Annotated in this window: 21 protein-coding genes and 3 pseudogenes; 9 read left to right on the top strand and 15 right to left on the bottom strand. The window is 65.6% G+C overall.

What is annotated here, in order from left to right; genetic code table 11:
• Positions 1-19 precede the first annotated feature (19 nt).
• The 4 genes from ACQP2U_RS13970 to ACQP2U_RS13955 all read left to right on the top strand — a co-directional run bounded on the left by ACQP2U_RS13970 (position 20) and on the right by ACQP2U_RS13955 (position 3,548).
• Positions 20-259: an SDR family NAD(P)-dependent oxidoreductase gene (locus tag ACQP2U_RS13970; RefSeq protein ID WP_433715026.1), complete on the top strand. Its 240-nt coding sequence runs from the start codon at positions 20-22 to the stop codon at positions 257-259.
• A 19-nt stretch (positions 260-278) separates the two neighbouring features.
• The gene (locus tag ACQP2U_RS13965) at positions 279-1,304 is read left to right on the top strand and encodes a zinc-dependent alcohol dehydrogenase family protein (protein ID WP_433715025.1); all 1,026 of its coding nucleotides are present in this window, start codon (positions 279-281) and stop codon (positions 1,302-1,304) included.
• Between the two features lie 46 nt (positions 1,305-1,350).
• The gene (locus tag ACQP2U_RS13960) at positions 1,351-2,487 is read left to right on the top strand and encodes an alpha/beta hydrolase (RefSeq protein WP_433715024.1); all 1,137 of its coding nucleotides are present in this window, start codon (positions 1,351-1,353) and stop codon (positions 2,485-2,487) included.
• 509 nt (positions 2,488-2,996) lie between these two features.
• Positions 2,997-3,548: a flavoprotein gene (locus tag ACQP2U_RS13955; protein ID WP_433715023.1), complete on the top strand. Its 552-nt coding sequence runs from the start codon at positions 2,997-2,999 to the stop codon at positions 3,546-3,548.
• Positions 3,549-3,748: 200 nt separating this feature from the next.
• Here the strand turns inward: ACQP2U_RS13955 and ACQP2U_RS13950 are convergent.
• From ACQP2U_RS13950 to ACQP2U_RS13930, 5 genes and pseudogenes are all read right to left on the bottom strand, one after another.
• A pseudogene (locus ACQP2U_RS13950) lies at positions 3,749-4,059 on the bottom strand (protein kinase domain-containing protein); the annotation flags it as partial.
• Positions 4,060-4,296: 237 nt separating this feature from the next.
• The gene (locus ACQP2U_RS13945; RefSeq protein ID WP_433716463.1) at positions 4,297-4,701 is read right to left on the bottom strand and encodes a hypothetical protein; all 405 of its coding nucleotides are present in this window, start codon (positions 4,699-4,701) and stop codon (positions 4,297-4,299) included.
• 414 nt (positions 4,702-5,115) lie between these two features.
• Entirely contained in the window at positions 5,116-6,471 is a 1,356-nt protein-coding gene (locus tag ACQP2U_RS13940; RefSeq protein ID WP_433715022.1) for a 2OG-Fe(II) oxygenase, read from the bottom strand.
• Between the two features lie 49 nt (positions 6,472-6,520).
• A complete protein-coding gene (locus tag ACQP2U_RS13935; protein WP_433712418.1) occupies positions 6,521-7,945 on the bottom strand; it encodes an NF041680 family putative transposase in 1,425 nt (474 codons plus the stop codon).
• 683 nt (positions 7,946-8,628) lie between these two features.
• Positions 8,629-9,030 carry a TetR/AcrR family transcriptional regulator gene (locus ACQP2U_RS13930; protein ID WP_433715021.1) on the bottom strand — a complete coding sequence of 134 codons (402 nt, stop codon included), beginning with the start codon at positions 9,028-9,030 and terminating at the stop codon, positions 8,629-8,631.
• A gap of 496 nt (positions 9,031-9,526) precedes the next feature.
• On the opposite strand from ACQP2U_RS13930, the pseudogene ACQP2U_RS13925 reads away from it, so the two are divergent.
• Positions 9,527-9,693 (top strand): annotated as a pseudogene (locus ACQP2U_RS13925) (Tn3 family transposase); the annotation flags it as partial.
• Positions 9,694-9,757: 64 nt separating this feature from the next.
• Here ACQP2U_RS13925 and ACQP2U_RS13920 read toward each other — a convergent pair.
• Complete coding sequence (locus ACQP2U_RS13920) at positions 9,758-10,597, bottom strand: dienelactone hydrolase family protein (protein ID WP_433715020.1); 840 nt, start codon at positions 10,595-10,597, stop codon at positions 9,758-9,760.
• A 76-nt stretch (positions 10,598-10,673) separates the two neighbouring features.
• Here ACQP2U_RS13920 and ACQP2U_RS13915 point away from each other — a divergent pair, with 76 nt between their 5' ends.
• Positions 10,674-11,660 carry a GlxA family transcriptional regulator gene (locus tag ACQP2U_RS13915; RefSeq protein ID WP_433715019.1) on the top strand — a complete coding sequence of 329 codons (987 nt, stop codon included), beginning with the start codon at positions 10,674-10,676 and terminating at the stop codon, positions 11,658-11,660.
• 260 nt (positions 11,661-11,920) lie between these two features.
• Here ACQP2U_RS13915 and ACQP2U_RS13910 read toward each other — a convergent pair whose 3' ends face one another.
• Positions 11,921-12,088 carry a hypothetical protein gene (locus ACQP2U_RS13910; protein WP_433715018.1) on the bottom strand — a complete coding sequence of 56 codons (168 nt, stop codon included), beginning with the start codon at positions 12,086-12,088 and terminating at the stop codon, positions 11,921-11,923.
• A 114-nt stretch (positions 12,089-12,202) separates the two neighbouring features.
• On the opposite strand from ACQP2U_RS13910, the gene ACQP2U_RS13905 reads away from it, so the two are divergent.
• Both ACQP2U_RS13905 and ACQP2U_RS13900 read left to right on the top strand, forming a co-directional pair.
• On the top strand, positions 12,203-12,703 hold the full coding sequence (locus ACQP2U_RS13905) for a hypothetical protein (protein WP_433715017.1): 501 nt from the start codon (positions 12,203-12,205) through the stop codon (positions 12,701-12,703).
• Positions 12,700-14,160 carry an FAD-dependent oxidoreductase gene (locus ACQP2U_RS13900; protein ID WP_433715016.1) on the top strand — a complete coding sequence of 487 codons (1,461 nt, stop codon included), beginning with the start codon at positions 12,700-12,702 and terminating at the stop codon, positions 14,158-14,160. Before ACQP2U_RS13905 ends, ACQP2U_RS13900 begins: the two co-directional genes overlap by 4 nt.
• A 380-nt stretch (positions 14,161-14,540) precedes the next feature.
• Here the strand turns inward: ACQP2U_RS13900 and ACQP2U_RS13895 are convergent, their stop codons facing one another.
• From ACQP2U_RS13895 to ACQP2U_RS13860, 8 genes and pseudogenes are all read right to left on the bottom strand, one after another.
• Positions 14,541-14,954 (bottom strand): VOC family protein, encoded by a 414-nt coding sequence (locus ACQP2U_RS13895; RefSeq protein WP_433715015.1) that lies wholly within the window; start codon positions 14,952-14,954, stop codon positions 14,541-14,543.
• The gene (locus ACQP2U_RS13890; RefSeq protein ID WP_433715014.1) at positions 14,951-15,535 is read right to left on the bottom strand and encodes a dihydrofolate reductase family protein; all 585 of its coding nucleotides are present in this window, start codon (positions 15,533-15,535) and stop codon (positions 14,951-14,953) included. The genes ACQP2U_RS13895 and ACQP2U_RS13890 overlap by 4 nt, the downstream gene beginning before the upstream one ends.
• 90 nt (positions 15,536-15,625) lie before the next feature.
• Positions 15,626-16,096, bottom strand: a pseudogene (locus ACQP2U_RS13885) (transposase); the annotation flags it as partial.
• A 149-nt stretch (positions 16,097-16,245) separates the two neighbouring features.
• Entirely contained in the window at positions 16,246-16,650 is a 405-nt protein-coding gene (locus ACQP2U_RS13880; protein ID WP_433715013.1) for a hypothetical protein, read from the bottom strand.
• A 513-nt stretch (positions 16,651-17,163) separates the two neighbouring features.
• Positions 17,164-18,081 (bottom strand): NADP-dependent oxidoreductase, encoded by a 918-nt coding sequence (locus ACQP2U_RS13875; protein WP_433715012.1) that lies wholly within the window; start codon positions 18,079-18,081, stop codon positions 17,164-17,166.
• 563 nt (positions 18,082-18,644) lie between these two features.
• Positions 18,645-19,424 carry an SDR family NAD(P)-dependent oxidoreductase gene (locus ACQP2U_RS13870; protein ID WP_433715011.1) on the bottom strand — a complete coding sequence of 260 codons (780 nt, stop codon included), beginning with the start codon at positions 19,422-19,424 and terminating at the stop codon, positions 18,645-18,647.
• A complete protein-coding gene (locus ACQP2U_RS13865) occupies positions 19,421-20,056 on the bottom strand; it encodes a nuclear transport factor 2 family protein (RefSeq protein ID WP_433715010.1) in 636 nt (211 codons plus the stop codon). Before ACQP2U_RS13865 ends, ACQP2U_RS13870 begins: the two co-directional genes overlap by 4 nt.
• Positions 20,057-20,089: 33 nt before the next feature.
• Positions 20,090-20,932, bottom strand: a complete 843-nt coding sequence (locus ACQP2U_RS13860; protein WP_433715009.1) for an NAD(P)-dependent oxidoreductase — start codon at positions 20,930-20,932, stop codon at positions 20,090-20,092.
• 224 nt (positions 20,933-21,156) lie between these two features.
• On the opposite strand from ACQP2U_RS13860, the gene ACQP2U_RS13855 reads away from it, so the two are divergent.
• On the top strand, positions 21,157-21,996 hold the full coding sequence (locus tag ACQP2U_RS13855) for a helix-turn-helix transcriptional regulator (RefSeq protein ID WP_433715008.1): 840 nt from the start codon (positions 21,157-21,159) through the stop codon (positions 21,994-21,996).
• The last annotated feature ends 82 nt before the right edge of the window (positions 21,997-22,078 follow it).

Raw genomic sequence — 22,078 nt, 5'->3', positions numbered from 1 at the left:
ACACGAAAGGACATTGCTGGTGAACCCCACCTACGACTTCACTGGGCAGGTCGCCTTCGTCACCGGCGCCGCCTCGGGCATGGGCCTGGCCACCGCGACCGCGTTCGCCCGAGCCGCAGCCGCAGCCGCAGTCACCCTGACCGACGTCGACGACGACGCGCTCGAGGCCGCGGCCGCCCAGCTGCGCGCCGCCGGGCACCAGGTAATGGCGGTCGGCGTCGCACTGCCCGTCGACGGCGGCTATGCCGCCCACCCTTAACCGCAGAGAGGACACCCCAATGCGTGGAGTAGTCATGTATGCCCCCGGCGACGTGCGCGTCGTCGACCGCGAGGACCCCAAGATCATCGAACCCACCGACGCGATAATCCGGCTCACCGCCACCTGCATCTGCGGCTCCGACCTGTGGCCCTTCCGCGGGGTCGAACCGGTCGACCACACCCTCATGGGACACGAATACGTCGGTGTCGTCGAAGAAATCGGCTCCGACGTGCACACCCTCAATGTCGGTGACTTCGTGGTCGGGTCGTTCTGCATCTCCGACAACACCTGCGAGATCTGCCGCTCGGGCTTCCAATCCCGGTGCGTGCAAGGCTCGTTCGTCGCGGGTGCCATCGGCACTCAGTCCGAACTCGCCCGCATCCCTTACGCCGACGGCACCCTCGTCGCCACGCCCGCCCTGCCCGAGCCCGAGCTGATCCCGTCGCTGCTGGCCGCCTCCGACGTGCTGGGCACCGGCTGGTTCGCCGCGGTCGCCGCCGCGGCTGGACCCGGCAAGACCATCACGGTCGTCGGCGACGGCGCGGTCGGGCTGATGGGCGTGCTCGCCGCGAAACAGCTGGGCGCCGAGCGCATCATCGCCATGTCCCGCCATGCCGACCGCCAAGCCCTGGCACGCGAATTCGGCGCCACCGACATCATCGAGACCCGCGGCGACGAAGGGGTGGCCGCGATCAAGGACCTCACCGGAGGGCTCGGCGCGCACGGCGTCATCGAAGCCGTCGGCACCCAGGAATCGATGATGCAGGCCATCAACTCCACCCGCCCCGGCGGGCACGTCGGCTACGTCGGTGTCGCCCACGAAGGCGTCGCCCTGCCCGCCGACCAGCTGTTCTTCGCCGAAGTCCACCTCCTCGGCGGCCCCGCCCCGGTCCGCCGGTTCCTCCCTGACCTCATCGACCGCATCTGGAACCGGACCATCGACCCCGGCAAGGTCTTCGACCTCGCCCTGCCGCTGGACCACGTCGCCGAAGGCTACAAGGCGATGGACGAACGCCGCGCGATCAAAACCCTGCTCACCATCTGATCAACCCCACAATCCGACCCGATCAACCCGCGCCAGGAGCACCACCATGAAGACCACGACCACCACGCTGCGACGACATCCCCGCCGCTGGGCCCGCCTCCCCGGAGTCGGTATCGCCACCCTCGCGGTGTTGGCTGCCTCGGCCTGCTCCGGCGCGGATTCGGCCACGACCTCGGCCGCCCCCGTGACACCGATCGCGGGCCTGGCCTCCGGCGACCTCTCCCACGGTGCGGACAACTTCTACACCAGCGCCCAGGTCACCATGGCCCCGGTCAAGTTCAAAAACCAGTACCAGATGGACGTCACCGGGACCCTGTTCGTCCCTGAGAACCTCGCCCCCGGCACACGGGCCGCCGCCATGGTGGTCGGGCACCCGATGGGCGCGGTCAAGGAACAGTCGGCCAACCTCTACGCCACCAAGATGGCCGAACAGGGCTTCGTCACTCTCGCCCTGGACCTGGCCTTCTGGGGCGGCAGCGACGGCCAACCCCGCAACGCCGTCGCCCCCGACCTCTACACCGAAACCTTCTCCGCCGGCGTCGACTACCTCCGCACCCAGAACACCGTCGACCCCGAACGCATCGGCGCGCTGGGCATCTGCGGCAGCGGCAGCTTCGTCATCTCCGCCGCCAAGATCGACCCCCGCATCAAAGCCGTCGCCACGGTGAGCATGTACGACATGGGCGCAGCCAACCGCAACGGACTCAACCACTCCGTCACCGCCGCCCAGCGCCAAGCCATCATCGCCCAGGCCGCCGCCCAACGCGATGCCGAATTCCGAGGCGGGCAGATCGAATACACCGGCGGAACCGTGCACGAACTGACCGCGGACTCCACCCCGGTCGAGCGCGAGTTCTACGACTTCTATCGCACCCAGCGCGGCGCGGTCACCCCCGAAGGCGCCACCGCCGACACCACCACCCATCCGACGCTGTCGAGCAACACCAAGTTCATGAACTTCTATCCCTTCAACGACATCGAGACCATCTCACCCCGCCCCATGCTGTTCATCACCGGCGAGAACGCCCACTCCCGCGAATTCAGCGAAGAGGCCTACCGTCTCGCCGGTGACCGCAAGGAACTGGTCATCGTGCCCGGTGCCGGTCACGTCGACCTCTACGACCGCACCGAACTGATCCCCTTCGACAAGCTGACCAGCTTCTTCACCCAGAACCTGCCCTGACCGGCACTCGTTCACCGGATGGGTCCGGCGTGTGAGATGGCACGCCGGACCCACCCGTATCCGCGAGGGCAGCAACCACGACTCGCCGATGCCGACCCGGGGACATCAATCCTGCGCAATCCCACATTCGGACCGCGAACATCCAGCTCTGGCGCATGTCCGCAGCGATGGAACAGCGAGAACCGGCCAGGTTCTCGAATTGGCGTTGTCCCTAGAGTCGGCGGCTGGCCGCACGGCGGCAGTACGTTGTCGAAGTCGGACCGGCGCACGCACTGCACCACGGCTATCGGCATTCCCTGAATGCACCACTGCGCGCAGAACATGTTGCACCGCAGCATGTTCCAAGCATGAACATCGTCCGCGAGCTGGTCGGCACATGACGGGTAGGGGCCGCCGCGCGCCTGACATCCGACGACCCGGGCCGCCTTGCTCAACGGATCGGCGCCGTTCCAGACAGAGCCACCCCACACGCAGCCGCCATTGCGGGCAGAGGCTGCCACGATGAAGCGATGAACGACGAGGGAAAGCCCGTCCTGTACGCCATCGTCACCGGATCGCCGGCCGCTCACGATGTCGGCACGCTAGTCGAGTTGGCCCAAGCCGACGGGTGGGATGTATGCGTCATCGCATCCCCGTACGGCCTTCGATTCATCGACGCCGACGCCCTGGCCGCGAAGACGGGACACACCGTGCGCAGCCAATACAAAGACCCCGGCACGCCCGACGTGCTCCCACCCGCTGATGCCATGATCGCAGCACCGATCACCGCCAATTCGTTGGCCAAATGGGCGGCCGGAATTGCCGACACCCTCGTACTCGGCCTGCTCGTAGAAGCTGTCGGCAAAGGGCTGCCCGTCGTTGCTGTGCCGTTCTCCAATCGAGCTCACCTCGGCTTTCCCGCAATCCAGGACGCGATCGCGAAGTTGTCCGGATGGGGCGTGACCATGGTGACCAGCCAACCCCACAAGCCAGGGAACGGCGCTAGCCAGATCCCGCTCTTCCCATGGGGATCAGCCTGGCAGGCTCTGCTGGATCATCCGAGGACCTCACTCACGAGCTAGCGGCCCGCCGTCGCCAATCCCTCGGACACAGGGCCTCAGGCTGTTATCACCCCGACGATGACGCAAAAGCGGATTTGGCCGGGCTCCCTCAGCGCGATATGCGGCTGCTTGACCGGTAGCGGCTATGCGGATGGGGGTCGGAGCTGGCCGCTGAGGATGGGCCGTTGGATGAGATCTTCCTCAGGGACGCCGACGCCGAGCGGCATAACCAAGTAGGGCCGACCAGTATCGGTGATATCGGCTGAGAGCACCTGGACGATATGGGGATGATTGCTGAATCGGCCCAATGCTCGTTGTTCCCGGAGAAAGCGCGCCCGCTCGTCGTCACCGGACCCGCATTGAGAACCTTTGCCGCGACCAACCGTTCCAGCGCGTGCTCGACACACCGGTAGACAACGCCGAAACCACCGCGGCCGATCTCGTGCGCATCGTCGAAACCCGCCGCAGCAAGTTCCCCGGCGATACCGATCGCCAGATCGCGCTGCGTACTCTCACCATCCCGGTTTTCCATGGCAAACTCATCCGCTCGGCGGGATTCGCAAACCACTGCCCACGCCGTGTGATGACGCCGGGAACGCGTCCGATTGTCCGTTGTCGTAGCCACTCATGCCATCACCTCTCGATGTGAGTAATTGGCCCCGACGTCCCGATCGTAACCGTGAGCGCATCTCTGCGGGTCTTGTCGATCAGTGGCCGCAACTCGACTCCGAGCGATCCGTGATCTGTGTGAGTTCGAGTCCCGACGCACTCACTGGCCACGACGGATACGCAGCCCCTCGACCACGACGTCGGACACCAGCTGGGTGTGTTCCTCGACAGCAGCGGGGTCGGACGGGGATGTCGTGTCGAATTTCGTCGCCAGCGGCAGCAGGCTGTAAGGGGCGGTGGCGCCGTGGGCGATGAGGAAATGAAAGTTGCGCAATGAGATCGGCCGGATCACTCCCTCGTCAGCGAGGTGGATCAGCAGCCGGCCCAGGTCGGCGAGCGCCGGCTCGATATAAGTGTCGTATATATACGCGAGGCGTTCAGTGTCCTGTCGCCCCTCGATGTTCATCAATGCCACCAGCTCCGGACGATCCGCGGAGAACACCACGTAGCGACGTATCGCCAAGCGGAGCTGCTCGAGTGGGTCACTCAGTGTCGGGTCGAACACACCTTTCAGCAGCTGCAGCACCTGACCGAAACCGAAGTCGACCGCAGCACGCCACGCTCGTCCTTGGTGCCCCCGAACTCACTGCCCTCTACGACCACCGCCTGATTCTCGTACGTCCAGATCTACACATCGCCTGGAGTGGCACCGACGCCGTGAATGCGGCGGAAATCATTGCGCGCGTTCGCGGAATGATCACGATGAACGCGGTGCCGAGATAATGCCCATCGACGTGTAGTCGGCCATCGGCAGCGCAATCTCCCCGATCGCTGCCGTCTGCCTAGTCCTCCCCGTGATCGGCGCACTCGTCACTCACGCACGGAACGAGAATTCGCTCAATCCCGACTCGTCAGCCCGTGGGGCTGACAGGTCGTCCCGCGTCGAAGGTTCACGCCGGGGATTGTTTGCCGGATCGTTCTACTGACGGGGCCGGATGATGATCGCCGCGCGCCTGTACCAGAAATTGGCCGTGTTTCCTTCATTGCCCATGTAACCCTCGATTTCCGATGCGAACGGCTCCAGCGTCGACTTCGATGCGCCCGTACACAACTCCTCATCCCAAACCTCCCGCACAGCGGGCTCATCGGCCGCCCCTGACCGATCGATCAGCCACGTCAATGTGATGGTCGACCAGCGCAGCTCGCCGAGATCTTCCGATCCCGGGACCAAAGGAAGGCTCGAGCACACCGGAAGGCTCGCGGGGTCATCGCGCACAGGCTCCACCATTTCCCCGTCTTCATCGAACTCCACGTCAGCGTTTTCGACGCATTTCCACCCGTCCTCAACACGCTCCCAACGCTGACGATAGATCCCCATCCACGAGGTGTAGTCCTCCTCGTAGGAGTCCTCGACCTCCGCAAGCGCCAGCGACGTGTCGTATCCCGCGATGTCCGCCGCCGCGAGCATCATCCCAGCACGGGCAGCATCGCCGGCCTTGAGCTGATCCCACCCGAATCCGTGCTGGGAATACTGATGATCCAGCAGGTAGACGAGTTTATGAGGTGGGCGTTTCGCCGGCTCGCGGTGGAAAGGCCACGTCGACAATTCCATCGGTGTGGTGAAATGCGCGCGTAACTGCTCGGCCAGTAACGTGACCGACGGATGCATGGCGAACGCGGCGGCGTCCGGGCCGGTACGCCCCTTCGCCACCAGGTTGTAGGTCAGCGTGATCCGGAAACCGGCCGTGACCGGCAGCACCTCATGCTCGCAGTCGCCATAGAACGCGACGAAGGACAGCTCCTCCGGCGAACCCTGGTCGGTGACCTTCGTCCCCTGCTGCTCGATCACCAGCTCCCCGCCGGTGAACGCCGAAGGCAGAGTCACCACCAACGTGCCGATCATGCCGTCGGCCTTCTCCGAATCCTGATGGCGCTGAAAGAATTGTCCCGCCTCATACACCAGCATCGAATGCAGCTCCGCCGACAACTCGCAGTCCGGCGCCAGACCTAGCTCGGCCCGCAGTATGTCCAGCATTGGCAGCAACGTCTCGCGCCACTGCCGCTCGTCGACCCTTACCCGGTCCCGCGGAACCTCCCATGTGTCGCGCACATTCGCGTCCAATAAGGTCTGCTCGCGCAGACCATACCGCGCCGGCCGCGCGACCTCGCACAGTCGCCGCGCCTGAGCCGGCGTCACCGGCAACCGGATCGGCCCTACCCCATCTACCTCGATCACCAGGTTCTCCGCCGAACCCGTCCGACGCGCAGCAAATGAACCCGCTGGCGGCACCGAACCCATGAGCTCGCCGATCACCCGTAAAGTCTTGTCCGTCATGCACTTCTCCCGCTCGACAACGTTCGCGGGCATCCTCTCAGCTTGTCTTTTAACCCCCACCAGCTGTGCTGGTGGGGGTTGTGGCGTTTTTGCCTACTGGTTGGTGTGGGGCGGGTTGCTTGTTTTTGGAGCCGGGTGGGCGTCCCGGGCCGGGGCGGGAGGGTTTCGGTGCTCTGGCGGGTAGGGCTGTTGTCGGGCGGAGGTTCCGAAACCCTCGGCGGACTCGTGCGGGGGTGAGCCGGTCGGGTCGGGAGGCTGGTTTCTCCCAGGGGCGACGCAGGTCGTGGGTGAGGTTGCGGGCCAGCCGTAGTTGGGTGTGGGCAGCGATTACCAGCCAGGTCCAGCGGTCGGCGGCGTGGGGATCGCGCAGATGGGGGCGGGTCCAGCCGAGGGTTTGTTTGAAGAATCTGAACGTGTGCTCAATGTCGAAGCGGCGCAGGAACGTTCGCCAGTATCGGTCCACCTCTGTAGCGGTGGCGTCAGGGTTGGAACACCACAGCCAGACCGGTTTCGGGTTGCGGTCGCCGGGCAGGTACTGCACCCGCAGCCGCAGCAGGGTGCCCTCGATCGTCGGCAGCGGGCCGGCGTGGTCGGCCCAGTTGCCGCGATGCTTGAGCATGGGGTGCAGTCGGTGCCAGGCGCTGGCTTCGGCCAAGCCGTAACGGTCGGTGTCGGTGTGGGTCGACACTTGCGGTTTGGGGTAGGTGGTGGCGTCGGCGAGCACGAATTCGGGTCCGTGTTTGGCTGGACGTCCGGTCCTGGCCGCTGGACGGGCCGCGGCAGGCAACGCCAGGACCCGGTCGCTGCGGATTCTGCCGACCAGTTCCACGGGCAGGTCAACCAGCAAATATGCCAGGCGGGTGATGTCGTAGCCGGCGTCGAATACGATCAGGATCGCCGGGTCGTGGGGCTGGTGCTGCCCGGCCAGACGGAGTCTGTCGACAACCTCACGAATTTGTGTGGAGGTCACCGTGGTCAGGTCGTCGTCGGGATCGATGCGCACCGCGTCAAGCATCGCGGTCCATGATGTGCGGCCGGGCTCGAGCGCCGCCACGAACGAGTAGGGCCACCCAGGAATCATTTGCGCTTGGCCTTTTCCGCGTCCGTAGACGTGGCAGAACGCCCGATCGGGACTGGTCGCGGCGTCCGGGCGCAGCCACGGACTGACATCGACGGCCAGCAAGATCCGGCCGTCGCCGTCACGCGGCACCGGCAGCCCAGCCACGGATCGCCGCAGCCTTGCGAAGTCGATACGGCCACTACCCAGACCGTCATATAGCGCGCCATGTCCGCGGCGGTGCTCGGCGGCCAACGACAATCCGACCAAGGTATGCACGGGACCATCGCTGCACAGCACCGCCTCGGTCAGCTCGAACAGTGCGTCGGACCGCCGCTCGAGGCAGTCATAGAACGAATTACGAAACACCGCAAGACAATCCAGATCGAACGAGCGCGTTGACTCGACCGAACTCATCGCTTGAGGCACACTGGCACCCACGGCCACCGCGTCTCTTTTCAGGCTCTTTGGACAGAACCCGACGATGATGATGCGGTGGCCGCCCAGAGTCACGCCGACACGCTGCCGAACGAGAACGAAATCTCCACGGCACCAACAATTCTCGCCTAAACAACTTCTGCCTGTCGCAGCCGATCACTTCGGCTGCGACAGGCAGAGGTTAAAAGAAAAGCTCAGGGCCCACCGACGATCCAGCCCCGATGTCGCACCTTCGGAACATCGGGAACTGTGAGTCGGCCGGGCCCCGGCCGGTCTACGCCGTACGCAGGTAAGCCCGGCAGCTCAACAACGCGCAGCACCCAGGAATCCACATACCGAGTACCGAAGGGAGAAAGCACAATTGGGGCGGCAGACTTCCCAAGCCCGTAGGAACCTTCGGCACACCGACGAAGCCGAAGAAGCAGAAGAACGGACGCTGGCGCACCACCGTGTACTTCTACAGGGCCGCAGGGCGCACCCAGCTGCAACGCATGGGTGCCAGCGCCGACGAGGCGCGCAACCGGCTCGTCGAAGCGATACGTGGCCATCGGAACAACTGGGATCTCGGCGCATCGCCGACCATCAGACGAGCGCACGCCATCAGAGGGGTACTCGAATATGGATTCGGATTCGCATACACGATGCCTTTGAACCAATCATGTTTACTCGGGTGGCAGAAAGTTCGCACCGAGGGTCGACCCGAAGTGGACCGCCTGCTCGATGATGGCTTCAGGGTCGAGATCGACCAGTCCAGCACGCCACGCGATCACGAGCTCGCCGAACCCGCCAACAGCCATGAGTGCGGTGTGACGAAGTTCTGCGCGGTTCACATCGGCCCGCAGGTACGGCTGCATGCCGCCGGTGATCTTGTCGGTCGACACGAGGGTCAGCTCATGGCGGCGCCTCTCCAGAACGGCACTGCCCGCATGGTCACCGAACAAGATCTGCGCGCGGCGGGGATCTCGGGTTAATCCGTCGACCACGCCAGTGATCATGTGCCGGAGTACAGCCAGAGGATCGGACTCGGCATGTTCAGCGATCGCCGCCGAGATCGCCTCGGTCACGTGAGTTCGGACCCGATCCCACACCGCCGCAAGCAACTTGATGCACGTGCCGAGCTGGGGAGTATGCGCTGCGGATCATGACCTCGTCCAGGCCAGGGGCCCGGAACACGAAGGGCTCATCCAATCCAACCGCGAGGCACCCGATCGCCGTCGAGTGCGGGTCGGTGCTCGGCGCGGCGCCGACGAACCCGGCAAACCCCGGACCGATCCAGACCTGAGGCGGCACTGCCACATCGCCCGACGTCGGAACCTCGACGGTAGCCATCCTGTGAGGTTACCCCTCCGCTGCAGACCTATGTGTCCGTGAGACCGCCACCCGGCTCACACCGGACAAGGTGAGATGAGGTTGTCGGCGGTGCGTTTGGTTGATCTCGACCAGCCGGAACCGTTGGCGAGCTTCTCGTGGGGTGGTGCGGCGAGCACGGCCTTCTGGATCGATCCGGTCGAGCGCATCACCGCCATGTCCTTTACTCAGCTGATGCCATCCAGTACGTCGAACCTGATGAGGCAATATCACCAGCGGTACGGCGGGTGGCGGTAATAATCTACTGGCACGTCGAACGCCGCAACGTCTGCATCTACTCCCAGCTCAAATCGTGCTCGAGTTCCGAGGTGGCGGCCATGATCGAAGGGCTGCTGCGGCAACGCACCGACGCCGGTGTTGCGGGCTAGAGAATTCCTGTACGTCGGAAGTGGCCGCGAAGCTGGACCAGCAGTGGACGCTATGTCACTGCAACGGGACGTCCGCAGTCAGCCGGTCCACGAGAAAGGCGAGGATCTCGTCGCGGGCCGCGGTGGTCGGCTCCCCCGCCGTATCGACCAGATGCGCGGTGACCACACTGTGCGGGCAGCCGACGATCTGCGAGAAAAACGGCGGCGGAGAGGGATTCGCCGCGTCGGCGGGCAGCACTCGCGGCTCGAAACGCGGACCCAGCGCTGCGGCGTAGGCGGCGAAACGCTGCGCGGTGCAGAAGCGGTCGCCCTCGAAGCGATAGGCGCGCACCACGAGATCATCGCGATCGAGTCGCTCCCGCACGGCCGCGAGCTCACCGGGCGAAATCTCTAGTCCGCCAGGCTCATCCAGTGGCAGCGACGGCTGGCACAGCACCGGCGCCAGCATCGCGGGCTCGAGCATCATGGTGAGCGCGAAATTCCCGGTGAAGCACATACCCAGCGCGCCGACGCCGAGACCGCCGCATTCGCGATGGGCCAGGGCTGCCAGCGCCCGCAGCCACACCGCGACCGGGCTGGACTTGCCCGCGCCGAAGGCCCGGAATTCCGCACTGACACAGGCGCGTTTGAAGACCTCCACACCGGCCTCTGCCTCCGGATAGGCACCGTCGCGGCCGAACAGTGACGGCAGGTAGACGGTGAGCCCGGCGTCGCGCACCCAGCGGGCGAAGCGAGCCACATCGGGACTGATGCCGGGCATTTCCGCCATGACGATGACCGCCGGTCCGTTGCCGCTGACGTACACCGTGCGGGCTACCCCGTCGAGCGTGATCGACCGGGGCGCGAAATCGGCGAGGTCGTCGTCGAGAGAATCCTGCGGGAGAGATTGCTGCACACCCCAAACCCTGCCGCAGCAGGTCAGCACACCGCCATTGGCAAGATCGCCACTCTTCGGTCTAGTCTCGCCATATATGATTACCCACCTCGCGCTGGACGGTGTGCTCGAAGGTGCACTCGGCCTCGGTATCGACATCGTCGACACGGCAGCCGGGATCGCCGGTGACACGACGGGCGGGCGACTGCGGCAGCGCGTCGCATCACTCAATGGGCTACCGGTCCGATCCAGCGGTGGGCGGCTGATCAGCGTCGATACCGAAACCCCGCTCGACGCGGCGGAGTTCGAACCCGGCGATATTCTGGTGCTGCCGGGGCCGTCCGCGTCCAGCGAAGCGCGTGTCGCGGAACTGCTGACCCGACCCCAGACCATGCAGGCCGTCGAAATCATCCGGCGTGCCGCTGATTCCGGCGCTACGGTAGCTGCCTCCTGCTCGGCTGTCTTCGTGCTCGCGGCCTCGGGGCTGTTGTCGGGCCGGGCCGCCACCACTACTTGGTGGCTGGCGCCGCTGTTGGCCCGCCGCTTCCCCGATGTCACCGTGCACTCCGATCGCATGGTGGTCGACAGCGGCGCAATACTCACCGCCGGTGCGGCTTTCGCCCACACAGATCTGCTGCTGGCGCTGGTCGCCCGCCTCGGCGGCGGTGCACTGGCCGAGCAGGTTGCTCACTACCTGGTGCTCGATGCCCGCATGTCGCAGTCGCGCTACATGGTGCTCGAGCATCTACGGGCCACCGACCCGGTGCTGCGCGCCGTGCAACAGCACGTGCACGCCAATCTGCACCGGCAACTATCGCTGGACGAATTGGCCAGTGCCGCAGCGGTTTCTCCGCGCACCCTGACCCGCCGCATCCGCGACCACATCGGCGTCTCACCCACCCAATACGTCCATCGCCTCCGAGTCGGACAGGCGACCACCCTACTCACAACCACGCGCGAACCCATCGACGCGATCGCGGGCGCGGTGGGTTACGCCGATCCGGCGGCCTTCCGGCGCATCTACCGCAGGCACACTGGCGAGACACCGACCGCCACCCGCACCCGCGCGGCCGAATCGACCTAATAGGCCTATGCGGGCCGATCACCCGCGCAAACGCTCGTGTCCGCTCGCGTGACTCGGGGTTGAGCGTCGACATGGCACAACCGGTGGACACGAGAACAAGACCGGACGCACCGTGGCCATATACGATGGCGAAAGCTGAACGCCCTAGCACTTCTCGCAATATTCGAGCAGTTCATCGCCAATAATCGCGCGGGTGGCTGGCGTCAGCTGAAACGCGAAAGTTGAACTCCCGCACCGGACATCGGTGCGGGAGCATCCGGTCAATATCCGGTTGTGAAGCGGCGCTGGATGAACCGCGGCAGTTCAGCCTCGTCGAGTAGCGCGACCGCGGCGTCCTCGATGGATATGCGGCTGTGGCCGTCGATATCGCGGACCGGCTGGTCGCCGCCGACGCGGTAGCGGCCGGTGCGTTCGCCCGGGGCTATCAATTCCGCCGGGCTGAGATAGACAGCCGATTCGAGGTGCTACTCCGACACTTTCCAGCGACTACGGGACCGCACCGGACTCCGCCGCATCCACTGAAGGGCCTGCGGAACACGAGCGTGAGCCTGTTCGTCGGCGACCGCGTCCTGCTGATCGGGCACTGCGGCCATCGGCGGCTGGTCCTGCATCCGCCAGCAGCGCTCGACGAACGACTTCGCGCCAGCCTTGATGCGGCGGTGATCCATGGCAACATCGTCTGGCCCGCTGCTGCACCCAATGCCGAGGCCTTTGCCGCTGCCCGCGCTGATGCACTCCCTGGCGCGCCGACACGCCGAATGTCAAAGAATTTCACCGCCATGGCGATCGACCAGCAATCACCGTGCGCGGATTCGATGCCGTGCTCGCTCAACGGAACTCCTGGCCTCAGGCGGGTGTGTGAACGGGTCGGCCACTCTCGGGAAGGACCTCCCGCGACCTACAGCCGCCCTGCCAGCGGGTTTCCAGCACGGGATGAATATGCGACAACAAGAAACTTACGGTTTCAACGTTCGTTGACATCCGTGTTCGGTGGTGGTTGCATCAGCGGTAGCAGGGGGTTTGCCATGAATCGTCCGATATGAAGCCGGCGCGGACGCAGACATGCGATGTGTGCGTTATAGGGGCCGGGATAGCAGGGCTGAATGCCTTATTCGTCGCGAGCCGTTACCTGAGCCGCGACCAAAAAGTCATCCTTGTCGACCGGCACACGCGGGCTGGCGGGATGTGGGTCGATACGTATCCGTACGTCAGGCTGCATCAGCCACATCCGCTGTTCACAGCGGGCAACATCAAGTGGACGATCCGGAAGGACCGTGCCTACCTCGCGACGAAGAGCGAGGTCCTGGAGCATTTGGAGCACTGCCTGCAGGTCATCGAACAACGCGTCCAGGTCGAGGAGTACTTCGGCTGGGATTACCAGTCGCACGAGGAAACCGGTGGCGGCGTGCGCGTCACCTGCACCGGCCCCGACGGCGCCACGCTCGTGATCACGGCAACCAGGCTGATCAAAGCGTTCGGCACCAATGTCGTGCCGAAGAAACCGCTACGAGTGTCGAGCAGCCGGGTGCGGTCGGTGTCACCCAACTACTGCGACGTGCGGGCCGGCGAAATAGCCCGCAGTGACACACCGGTGTGGATTATCGGCGGCGGTAAAACCGCGATGGACACCGCTTTAGCACTGATCAAGACCTGCCCGGGCCGGGAAGTGAACCTCGTTGCCGGGCCCGGGACCGTCTTTATCGATCGCGAGCAGATCATGCCGCCCGGGGTACGCCGCTGGTGGGCCGGTGTCATGCCGAACCGCCTGTTCACCGACATCACGCGCCATTTCGACGGAACCAACGAGTCCGAGGTCCAGGATTGGCTGCTGGCCACCGCCGGACTGTCGTTGACCCCGGAAGCGGGTAACTTCTTCGCCGGCCTGCTGTCGCAGACAGAGCAGAGGACCATTCAGCAGGGCCTGAACAGGGTCGTCATGGATCACTTCCAGGATGCGGTCGCCCGCGACGGCGCCGTCGAGTTGCTGTTCCGTAGCGGCGATATCGCGGCGACCCGGGCTGGCAGCTGGATCGTCAACTGTACCGGCTACCTGCTGCAGGCGAGCACACCCTATGAGCCCTACGTGTCCCCCAGCGGCTCGGTGCTGTCGATTCAGACACGCTCGGGGACATTCGGGTTCCTCTCGTTCGGCGGTTATTTCCTCACCCACCTGATGTTCCGGGACAAGCTCCGGGAGCTGCCGTTGTATGCCCTCGACGCAGAAGAGATGCGGACGAAGACAGCGACGGCAGCCGCAATCGCATACACCGCTCTGACGCTGCACTTACACAATCTGAGCATCATTTACGACGCGCTCGGGCCGTCGGTGTTCCTGCAGTGCGGACTCGATTTCGACCGGTGGTATCCGATACACCGGCGCCTGGGCAACACCGCGCATTTCATGCGGACGCATCGGCGCGACCGGGAACACAATCGCCAGACCCTCGATACCATCCGGGAACGATTCAACGTCCACTGCGGCCCGGTCATCGGCGTCTGAGGAGGTCAGTCCCGCACCGACCTCACGCGGCGGGTGATGATCTCGGCAAGTTCAGCTGGTTTCTGGTCGGAAATCCGTTGGGACCAGATCCAGTGGAAGCAGTCTTGCACAGGCAGCGCAGAATTCAGCGGGTGGTCGATACGTGCAGCCGTAGCTGTTTCCAACGTCCCAGATGCTCAGGTACTGCAGGCCAGCCTGACAGGTTTCGCGTCAGCTCGTCCAGCATCTCCCTAATGGTCCTAACTTGGGTGAAATCCCAATTCACCTGCCTGCGTGCAGTACATCGAATCAGCGCGTAACCATATCTGTGGGTGGGGATGGCGCCTTGGGCCGCGCGCCCGCCCGAAAGCGGAACTTCTTCACTCCGCTCACCGGACTGCTTAGGAGAAGTCCGCGGCGGTGATGCCGTCGGGGTGTCGAGGCGGCCACTGCACCAACTCGATCCGGTAGCCATCCGGGTCGGTGAGCCACGACGTCTTCGGGCCGCCAGGCCCGCCCGGGTACTGAACAGGTCCGGGCTGCAGGCCGGCGTCGGTCAGCCGCTGCAGGGTGGCGGCAAGTGCGTCCACCTGGATCGCGAGGTGGTCGAAACCGCTACCCACGTCGACGCGTCCGCCGGCGGGGCGGTGGACCAGTTCCAGTGAGGCCGCCGGTTCGCCGGGGAACGCGAGGATCACCAGGTGACTGCCATCGCCGGGGTCGACCCTGCCCAGCTCGGCGTAGCCCAGGGCGGTGTAGAAATCGAGCGATCGGTCCAGGTCGGTGACGCGGTAGGAGACGAACAGCGTCTTCACGCGGGCTCCCCGGTCCGGCGCACCTGGTAGCGCAGGTGGGTGACGTCTCGGTCCTCGAGCCGTCGGACGAGATCGAGTTCGATGTGATCGCCACCGAGGTGGTCGAACAGTCGTCGGCCCTGCCCGAGCAGGACCGGAACCAGGTGGATCTCCATCTCGTCGATCTGCCCGGCCCGCAGGAGCGCTTGGGCCGCGCCTGCGCCGTGGACCATGACCGGCCGGTCCCCGGCGCCCGCGCGAGCCTGACGGGCGCAGTCCTCGACGTCGGTGACGAATCGCGCGTGGCCGGGCGGCACGTCCCCGTCATCCACATGGTGGGTGAGGACGAAAATCGGCACACCATCGTGATGGTCGCCCTGCCAACGCTTGGCGAGCTCGAAGGTCCGACGGCCGGAGATCAGCGCGCCGGTCGCCAGCGCCTCGCGATAAACCTGTCCGCTGGGACCATCGGATTCCCGGTCGTCGAGCCAGTTGAAAAGGCGTCCACCGGCACGTCCGAGTTCCTGGCCCGGTCGATCGTCCGGGCCGGCGATGTAGCCGTCGAGCGACATCGACATGTACAGCCGAATCGGGTTGCTCATTCTGTCCTCCCTAATGTGGCGTCGATGGGGAAGACTCCAGACAGCAGGCAAACTCATCGGCTTGGCGAGGGGTAAATCCAGAGCAGTCGATCAGTGGCGGTGATTTCGGGCTGCGTGAGCCTCGGGGCGTTCGGCGAGCCGACCGCGTTCGAACAAGCTGCGGCCCGCGGGAGGTGCCGGGTGCACGGCCTGCCAGCAGGTATGGGCGGGCTCGATCAGCTTGTAGGCCATGGCGATTCCCGCGGCGCGGGCGCCCGGCCCCTTGGTGAGCTTGGTCGGCAACCGTACCGACGCGAAGGTCGACTCGATGGGATTCATGGTTCTCAAATGGATCCAGTGCTCGGCCGGATACCGGTAGAACTCGACCAACACGTCGAGGTCATCGACGATCTTCGCGACACTTTTGGGATACTTTGCGCCGTAATCGATTTCGAAGGCTTGCACCGCCAGTTGCGCGCGGTCGATGTCCTCGGCCATGTAGATGTCCTTCATCGCAGCGATCGCGCAGGGGTGCACCGACTTGGGTTGCGCGGCAAGGACATTCGCCGATTTATGGAACCAGTTGTCCGCCAACGGATCTCGGATACTGCCAGCGCCAGCTCCGGCGACGCAGGCACATGCCGAATTGAGTGTGTGGCACTAGTACGCATCGGTCCGCCCCCGCACGAGCCCGTACCGGCCTGGTATGAGCAGGTACGGGCACGTGCCGTTCAGCCGCAGTGCACTTTGAATACCTGCCACTCGTCATTACCGATGAGGCCGCCCCAGTCGATGCATGCGCCCTTTGCCTCGACCTTCACCGGACCCGCGAACTCGGTGTATTCGGCGTCGTCGACAACTACGGCGCGACTATCCCCTGACCGCCGGAGCCCGGCGCCCATCCGCACGGGTTTCCCCGGCTGGTCCCGAACGGTGACAACGCAATTGTTCTTACCGTTGAAGGTCAAAAAGGCGGTGCCACCGACGATATCGTGCGAATCGATCACGTCATACCCCTTACCGCACTGACCACCGTAGGTTGCCGCGGATGCCGTCGCGGGGAGGAATACCGCCATCCCGGCAGTGATTCCGATTACGCTCGCACACACGGCAATTGTCTTCTTGGCGTTGATCACGTAGAAACCTCTTCTTCTCGACGTGCAGTCTCGCGTACGCGGGTAGCGCAAGATCTCCGAACGGCGCTCGACGCTATTGACACACCGTCGAGGGCTTACGAGAAGGAACGCGGTGCACCACATGATGGTTCACTCGGTTTCGAAATTTCCCGTTCCCCTCTGGCTGTCCGTGGAAGCATCGGACGACCGCAACCGACTCGCACCGCCCGAGAGTGATTCCATCCGCGTCAGTAGTTTGTCGTCGCGATCTGCGATCCCAGCAGGGATGCTGTCACCATCCGCCGTGCGGGCCGACCGACGATCTGTCTCGGCGCGGACCTGATCAAGGAGGGGTTGAGCAGGGCTGGACAGAGTGGGCAGGAGCGGATGAATCGCTCCGGTGAGTCCGGAGAAATTCGGCGCGAGCGGTCATGCACCTCAGTCAAACGACATCTCGGGAAGATCTTCGGCGACATCTTCTCCGCTATCGAGGTTTGCGCATTGCGCCTCGCCATTTACGTGTCAGTGAGCTGCTCAGGGGCGCACCCGAATGACGGTCTTGCCCTTTCGTCGCTCGGTCGGGTTGAGTACAGGGACGGCGTCGTCGAGGGTCGTGATGGTTCCGATGTGCGGGCGAAGACGCCCGTCGCGCACCCGGTCGACGATCTCCACCAGCTGACTCGGGACGGACTCGACGACGAAGTCGACCGCGAGGCCCTCGACAGGGCGAGCCTCAACAGGTCCGACCACCGTCACCAGCGTCCCGCCGGGCCGGATAATGCTCGCCGAGCGCCTTTGGATGTCACCGCCGATGACATCGAAGACGAGGTCAACCCCGCCGATGTCTTCGAGATCCTCGCCGCCGAGATCGAGGAACTCGTTCGCGCCGAAGTCGAGCACCGCATGGCGGTCCGCCGCCCGCCCGGTACCGATGACGTAAGCGCCGAACTCTCGGGCGAGCTGCGTCACCACAGAACCGACCGCACCGGCGGCGCCGTGCGCGAGGACGCTCTGTCCAGCCTGAAGACGACCGTGCTGGAACAGGCCCTGCCATGCGGTCAGCCCGGAGATCGGCAGGCTCGCACCCACTGTGAAGTCGACGTCCCCGGGCAGCGGTGCAAGGTTGCGTGCCTCCACGGCCACGTACTCGGCCAGGGTTCCATCTCGGTGCCAGTCCGTGATCCCGAACACCCGCTGTCCCAGCGAGAGTCCCGTCGTGCCGTAACCGAGGGAACAGACCACTCCGGCGAACTCGTGGCCGATGATCGCCTGGGCCCGATCGTGACCGGAGCGATCGACCCACGTCGAGGGCCACTCCCACTCGGCAGGGACGAAGCCCGACGCATGGACTTCGACAACGACGTCGTTGATCGCCGGCGTCGGCTCAGGCCGCTCCGACAGTGTGATCCCGGCGGCTTGCGCGGCCTGATCTGTTGTGATGATTGCCTTCATCGGTGCCTCCGTTCTCTCATACTCGCCAGCTCTACGTGTTTCAGTGCTCAATCCTGCAGCCACAAGCCCAACGAACTGCGTTGTTTCTTGCGCGAGTCACGAACCCCGAAAACCCTGCCCGGCATCCGCGCCGACGAACACAGCCTCATCCTGGACCTGCCCTCGCCCCCTCGCCGAAGACCAGCGCTGCAACATCGCCAACAAGACCAGCAACGGCCTTGGTCGTCGACGACGACAACCGCGCGATCCCGACCCGCACGCCGAGGGACCAATCGTTGCGCGCGATCGCCCGCGAGGTCGGGGTCAGCCTGGCGATAGCGCCCGGCGAGGTGAAGACAGCGAGGCTGCGGAGTCGACAGATCAGCTCTAACCTCCTCGCGCGGCGTGCACTGACATGTCGGTGGAGAAAACTACTGACACCGAGCGGCGAAACCGCTGGTCAGCTACCGCCATGGCCGCTCAGGTGTTCATGGACGAGGGCTGGGCGGCGTTGCGGCGGTTCCCGGAAATCAGGATGTGGCCGTCAGCCCCGTGATCCGGCGGGGGCTGACGGCCACGTCGGTTCAGGCAGCGCGGTAGCGCGTGGCGAGCTCGGGGCTCTGCGCCCCGAAGGCGGCGAGGTCGGCCTGGAAGACAGCGTCCAGAAGGCCGGCGTCCTCAACGCCCGGGGCGCAGACGGTCTCGCCCAGCTCCAGGCCGCGCAGGCTGGCGGTGACGACATCGTCGGCCGTCATGCGAGGCACCCTGCTCATGTCGAGGCCCTGGCGCTCGTGGAACTCGGTGGCCACCACGCCCGGGCACACGACCTGCACGTTGACTCCCGTGCCCTCGAGCTCCGCGCTGAGGGTCTGGGACATCGCGACCAGGTAGGCCAGGCTTCCGCCGTAGACGACGCGGCGGGGCATCTGGGAGTGCGGGGCGGGGCCGCTGAAGGCGATCATGCCGGCCACGTTGATGATTGTGCCTTTGCCGCGTTCCTGCATGCCGGCGACCACGGCGCGGGTGAGCATCGTGGGGGCGAGGACCTTGACGTTCACGAGCTCCGTGGCCTTGTCGGTGGGGAGTTCGGCGAGCGGCATGTAGTGGGCGACCCCGGCGTTGTTGACGAGCATAGTCAGCGGTTCGGTCGCGCAGATCTCGGCGACCGTGTCGACGCCCGCGCCGGTGGACAGGTCGGCGGCTACGGTGCGGACCTTGACCTCGGGGTGGGATTCGGCGAACTCTTCCAGGCGCTCCTTTCGCCGGCCGACGATCACGAGGTCGTAGCCGTCGGTGGCCAGGCGCTCGGCGAAGGCCTTGCCGATACCGGAGGTGGCGCCAGTGACGAGTGCGAGCTTGCTCATTGCTGTTTCCTTTCAGTGCCGGCCGTGGCGGCCGGGGTGCGGCTCTCGTGGAGCCAGGTCATTTCCGCCTGGTACTGGCGTGCGACGGATCCTGGTCGGTCGTCGCCGAGGTGGTCGGGTCCGACCTGGTAGCCGTTGCGGTTGAGGTACCAGGCAAGGCATCGGTAGGACGGGCGGCAGGCCGTCAGTTCGTGCGGGTCGATGTCGAGGCGGGTGCATGGCAGGGCCGGGGTGAGTGTGTCCTTCTCGCAGATCGAGGTGATCCGCGTGATGCGCCACACGCCGTCGCGGCCGCGCTGGGTCCGGTACTGCGACCGGCAGGCGGAGGCGAGATCGGCTTCGCCACCGTCGATGTCGATGCGCCACTCGATGATCAGGGGTAGTTCGGCCAGCGCACGGTCCCGTCGATGTGGACCGCCGGCGGGCTGAGACGATGCACTGCGTAATCGCCGCGGCCGACCATGTCGCGGGTGGCGCGCACGAAGTCCGCCCCGCTGCCCCTGGAACCAGCTCATCTCGACGACGGAGTCTTCAGCGAAGCAATCGGCCATCTGGCCATACCAGCCGCGGTCGCGGCTCTGCCGCTCGCGCAGAACCAGCTGCACGATCTCGTCGGCACTCATGACCGTCATCCCTTCCTTCCTCGTGTCTGGGTGCCAGAGGTGTCATGGGTTCAGCCGGTGCAGCAGCCCGGGCAGCCCGTGGGCGCCTGCCATCCCGCGTGCGGTGACCGAGCCGGCGTCCACGTCGGCGTCACGCATCGCCGTGTCGAACAGCTCCATGTCCAGTGCCTCGACACTTGAGAGGTGCTCGACGTTGTCGAGGGTGACCATCGTGTTCAGCAGGGTCAGGGCGGCGCTGGAGGCGCTGCCGAGCTTCAGCACGTCGACCAGCCGCGTCGGGTCCATGCCCAGCTTGGCGGCCAGGTCGACGATCTCGGCGATGCCGGCCTGGTTCATCATCAGCAGCGCATTGTTGAACAGCTTGGCGGTCTGTCCGGCACCCACCGCGCCCAGGTACACGACGTGGCGGGAGAAGGAGGAGAACACGGGCTCGTAGCGTTCCGCGACGGGCTGCGGTCCGCCGACCATGGTGGTCAGCCGCCGTTCTTCGGCGGCCGGCCGCCCTCCGCTGACCGGTGCGTCCAGGACCTCGACGCCGGGCGGCGCGCAGACCTCGGTGAGCCGCACGGCGTTGGCGGGGATGCCGGTGCCGTGGTTGACCACGACCGAACCGGGCCCCAGGCCCTCCAGCAGCCCGCCGGCGACCAGTTCCAGGACGTCCTCGTCGGTGCTGACGCACAGCCCGACGATGTCGCATGCCGCAGCCATGTCCTGGATGGTGTCGTGGCGAATGTGCGGTACACCGCGCAGGCCGTCCAGGGAAGTGGGCCGTCTCGCCCAGGCGTGCGGAGGGAAACCGGCATCGGCGATGGCCGTCGCCATCGGCAGGCCCTGGTCCCCCAGGCCGATGAAACCGACCGCCGGACGCCTGGTCGCCCCGGTCATCGCTTGCACCCATTTCGGTCGACGCGCGCAAAGAAGCGGCCCTTCCGCTCCACGCCCCCCAGGCCCGGCAAATCCGCGGTAGAAGTTGCCTGCCCTGAGGGAAGTGATCGTTGTTTGCCCATGCCTCAAGACTGCGAGATGGCCGTGTGACCAGCCAGATGTCCCGTCTTCCTGGGACCGCTGGTACCAGGCAGGCCGGAAACGGAGCAGGCACACTGGCAGTCATGGCAACAACGGAGTTCGGGCAGGCAGTGCGCCGGTGGCGCGACCGGGTCTCGCCGGAAGCCGCCGGACTGCCCCTCGGCGGCCATCGGCGTGCCCCAGGGCTTCGACGCGAGGAGCTGGCCCTGCTGGCCGGGATCTCAGTGGACTACATCACCCGCCTGGAGCAGGGCCGTGCCACCAACCCGTCGGAGCAGATCATCGAAGCCCTTGCCAGGGCCCTGCGGCTGTCGAGTGCCGAGCGCGCGCACCTGTTCCAGCTGGGCGGACTCCAGCCGCCGGGGCCGGGCAGCGTGCCCGCCAATCTCACGCCGAGTGTGCAGCGCCTACTGGACCGGCTGACCAGCACTCCTGCCGCGGTTTTCGACGCTACCTGGACGCTACTACTGGCCAATCCGCCCTACGCCGCCCTCATGGGCGACCCGTCCGGCTGGCGCGGCCACCAGCGCAACGCGGTCTGGCGCAACTTCCTCGGCCCGAGCGATCGAGTGCGGCACACCCCGCAGTCACGACGCGCCCTGCAGACCGCGCTGGTCGCTGACCTGCGCATAGCCACCGCGCGTTACCCGGCCGACCAACGGCTCAAGCGGCTGGTCGCCGAACTGCTCGTGCAAAGTGGCCGGTTCGCCGAACTGTGGGAAACCGGCATCGCCGGTCACCACGAGGCCGCCCGCAAGACGATCGATCATCCGCATGCAGGCGCGGTAACACTCGACTGCGACGTGCTCACTGTGGCGGGCAGCGACCTGCGCATCATGGTCTACACAGCCGAGCCCGGCACCGAGGACGCCGAGGGTCTCGCACTGATCACCGTCCTCGGCACCCAATCACTCGTCGGCTAGCTGCCCCACCACACGTCACCCTCGCTGGGTTCTCCGTGAACTGAGAGAACCTCATCGTGTTCTCACGACCTCGCCAACAAGC

The organism is Nocardia sp. CA-084685, from assembly GCF_050955785.1.
Lineage (GTDB): Bacteria > Actinomycetota > Actinomycetes > Mycobacteriales > Mycobacteriaceae > Nocardia.
This window is presented reverse-complemented; position numbering and strand designations above follow the sequence as displayed.

Excerpts from the sequence above, each read along its gene's own strand:
- ACQP2U_RS13940 (WP_433715022.1), bottom strand. The coding sequence starts at position 6,471 with ATGACGGACAAGACTTTACGGGTGATCGGCGAGCTCATGGGTTCGGTG.
- ACQP2U_RS13965 (WP_433715025.1), top strand. The coding sequence starts at position 279 with ATGCGTGGAGTAGTCATGTATGCCCCCGGCGACGTGCGCGTCGTCGAC.
- ACQP2U_RS13960 (WP_433715024.1), top strand. The coding sequence starts at position 1,351 with ATGAAGACCACGACCACCACGCTGCGACGACATCCCCGCCGCTGGGCC.
- ACQP2U_RS13935 (WP_433712418.1), bottom strand. The coding sequence starts at position 7,945 with ATGAGTTCGGTCGAGTCAACGCGCTCGTTCGATCTGGATTGTCTTGCG.
- ACQP2U_RS13890 (WP_433715014.1), bottom strand. The coding sequence starts at position 15,535 with ATGAGCAACCCGATTCGGCTGTACATGTCGATGTCGCTCGACGGCTAC.
- ACQP2U_RS13915 (WP_433715019.1), top strand. The coding sequence starts at position 10,674 with ATGATTACCCACCTCGCGCTGGACGGTGTGCTCGAAGGTGCACTCGGC.
- ACQP2U_RS13955 (WP_433715023.1), top strand. The coding sequence starts at position 2,997 with ATGAACGACGAGGGAAAGCCCGTCCTGTACGCCATCGTCACCGGATCG.
- ACQP2U_RS13855 (WP_433715008.1), top strand. The coding sequence starts at position 21,157 with ATGGCAACAACGGAGTTCGGGCAGGCAGTGCGCCGGTGGCGCGACCGG.
- ACQP2U_RS13865 (WP_433715010.1), bottom strand. The coding sequence starts at position 20,056 with ATGACGGTCATGAGTGCCGACGAGATCGTGCAGCTGGTTCTGCGCGAG.
- ACQP2U_RS13860 (WP_433715009.1), bottom strand. The coding sequence starts at position 20,932 with ATGACCGGGGCGACCAGGCGTCCGGCGGTCGGTTTCATCGGCCTGGGG.
- ACQP2U_RS13900 (WP_433715016.1), top strand. The coding sequence starts at position 12,700 with ATGAAGCCGGCGCGGACGCAGACATGCGATGTGTGCGTTATAGGGGCC.
- ACQP2U_RS13875 (WP_433715012.1), bottom strand. The coding sequence starts at position 18,081 with ATGAAGGCAATCATCACAACAGATCAGGCCGCGCAAGCCGCCGGGATC.
- ACQP2U_RS13870 (WP_433715011.1), bottom strand. The coding sequence starts at position 19,424 with ATGAGCAAGCTCGCACTCGTCACTGGCGCCACCTCCGGTATCGGCAAG.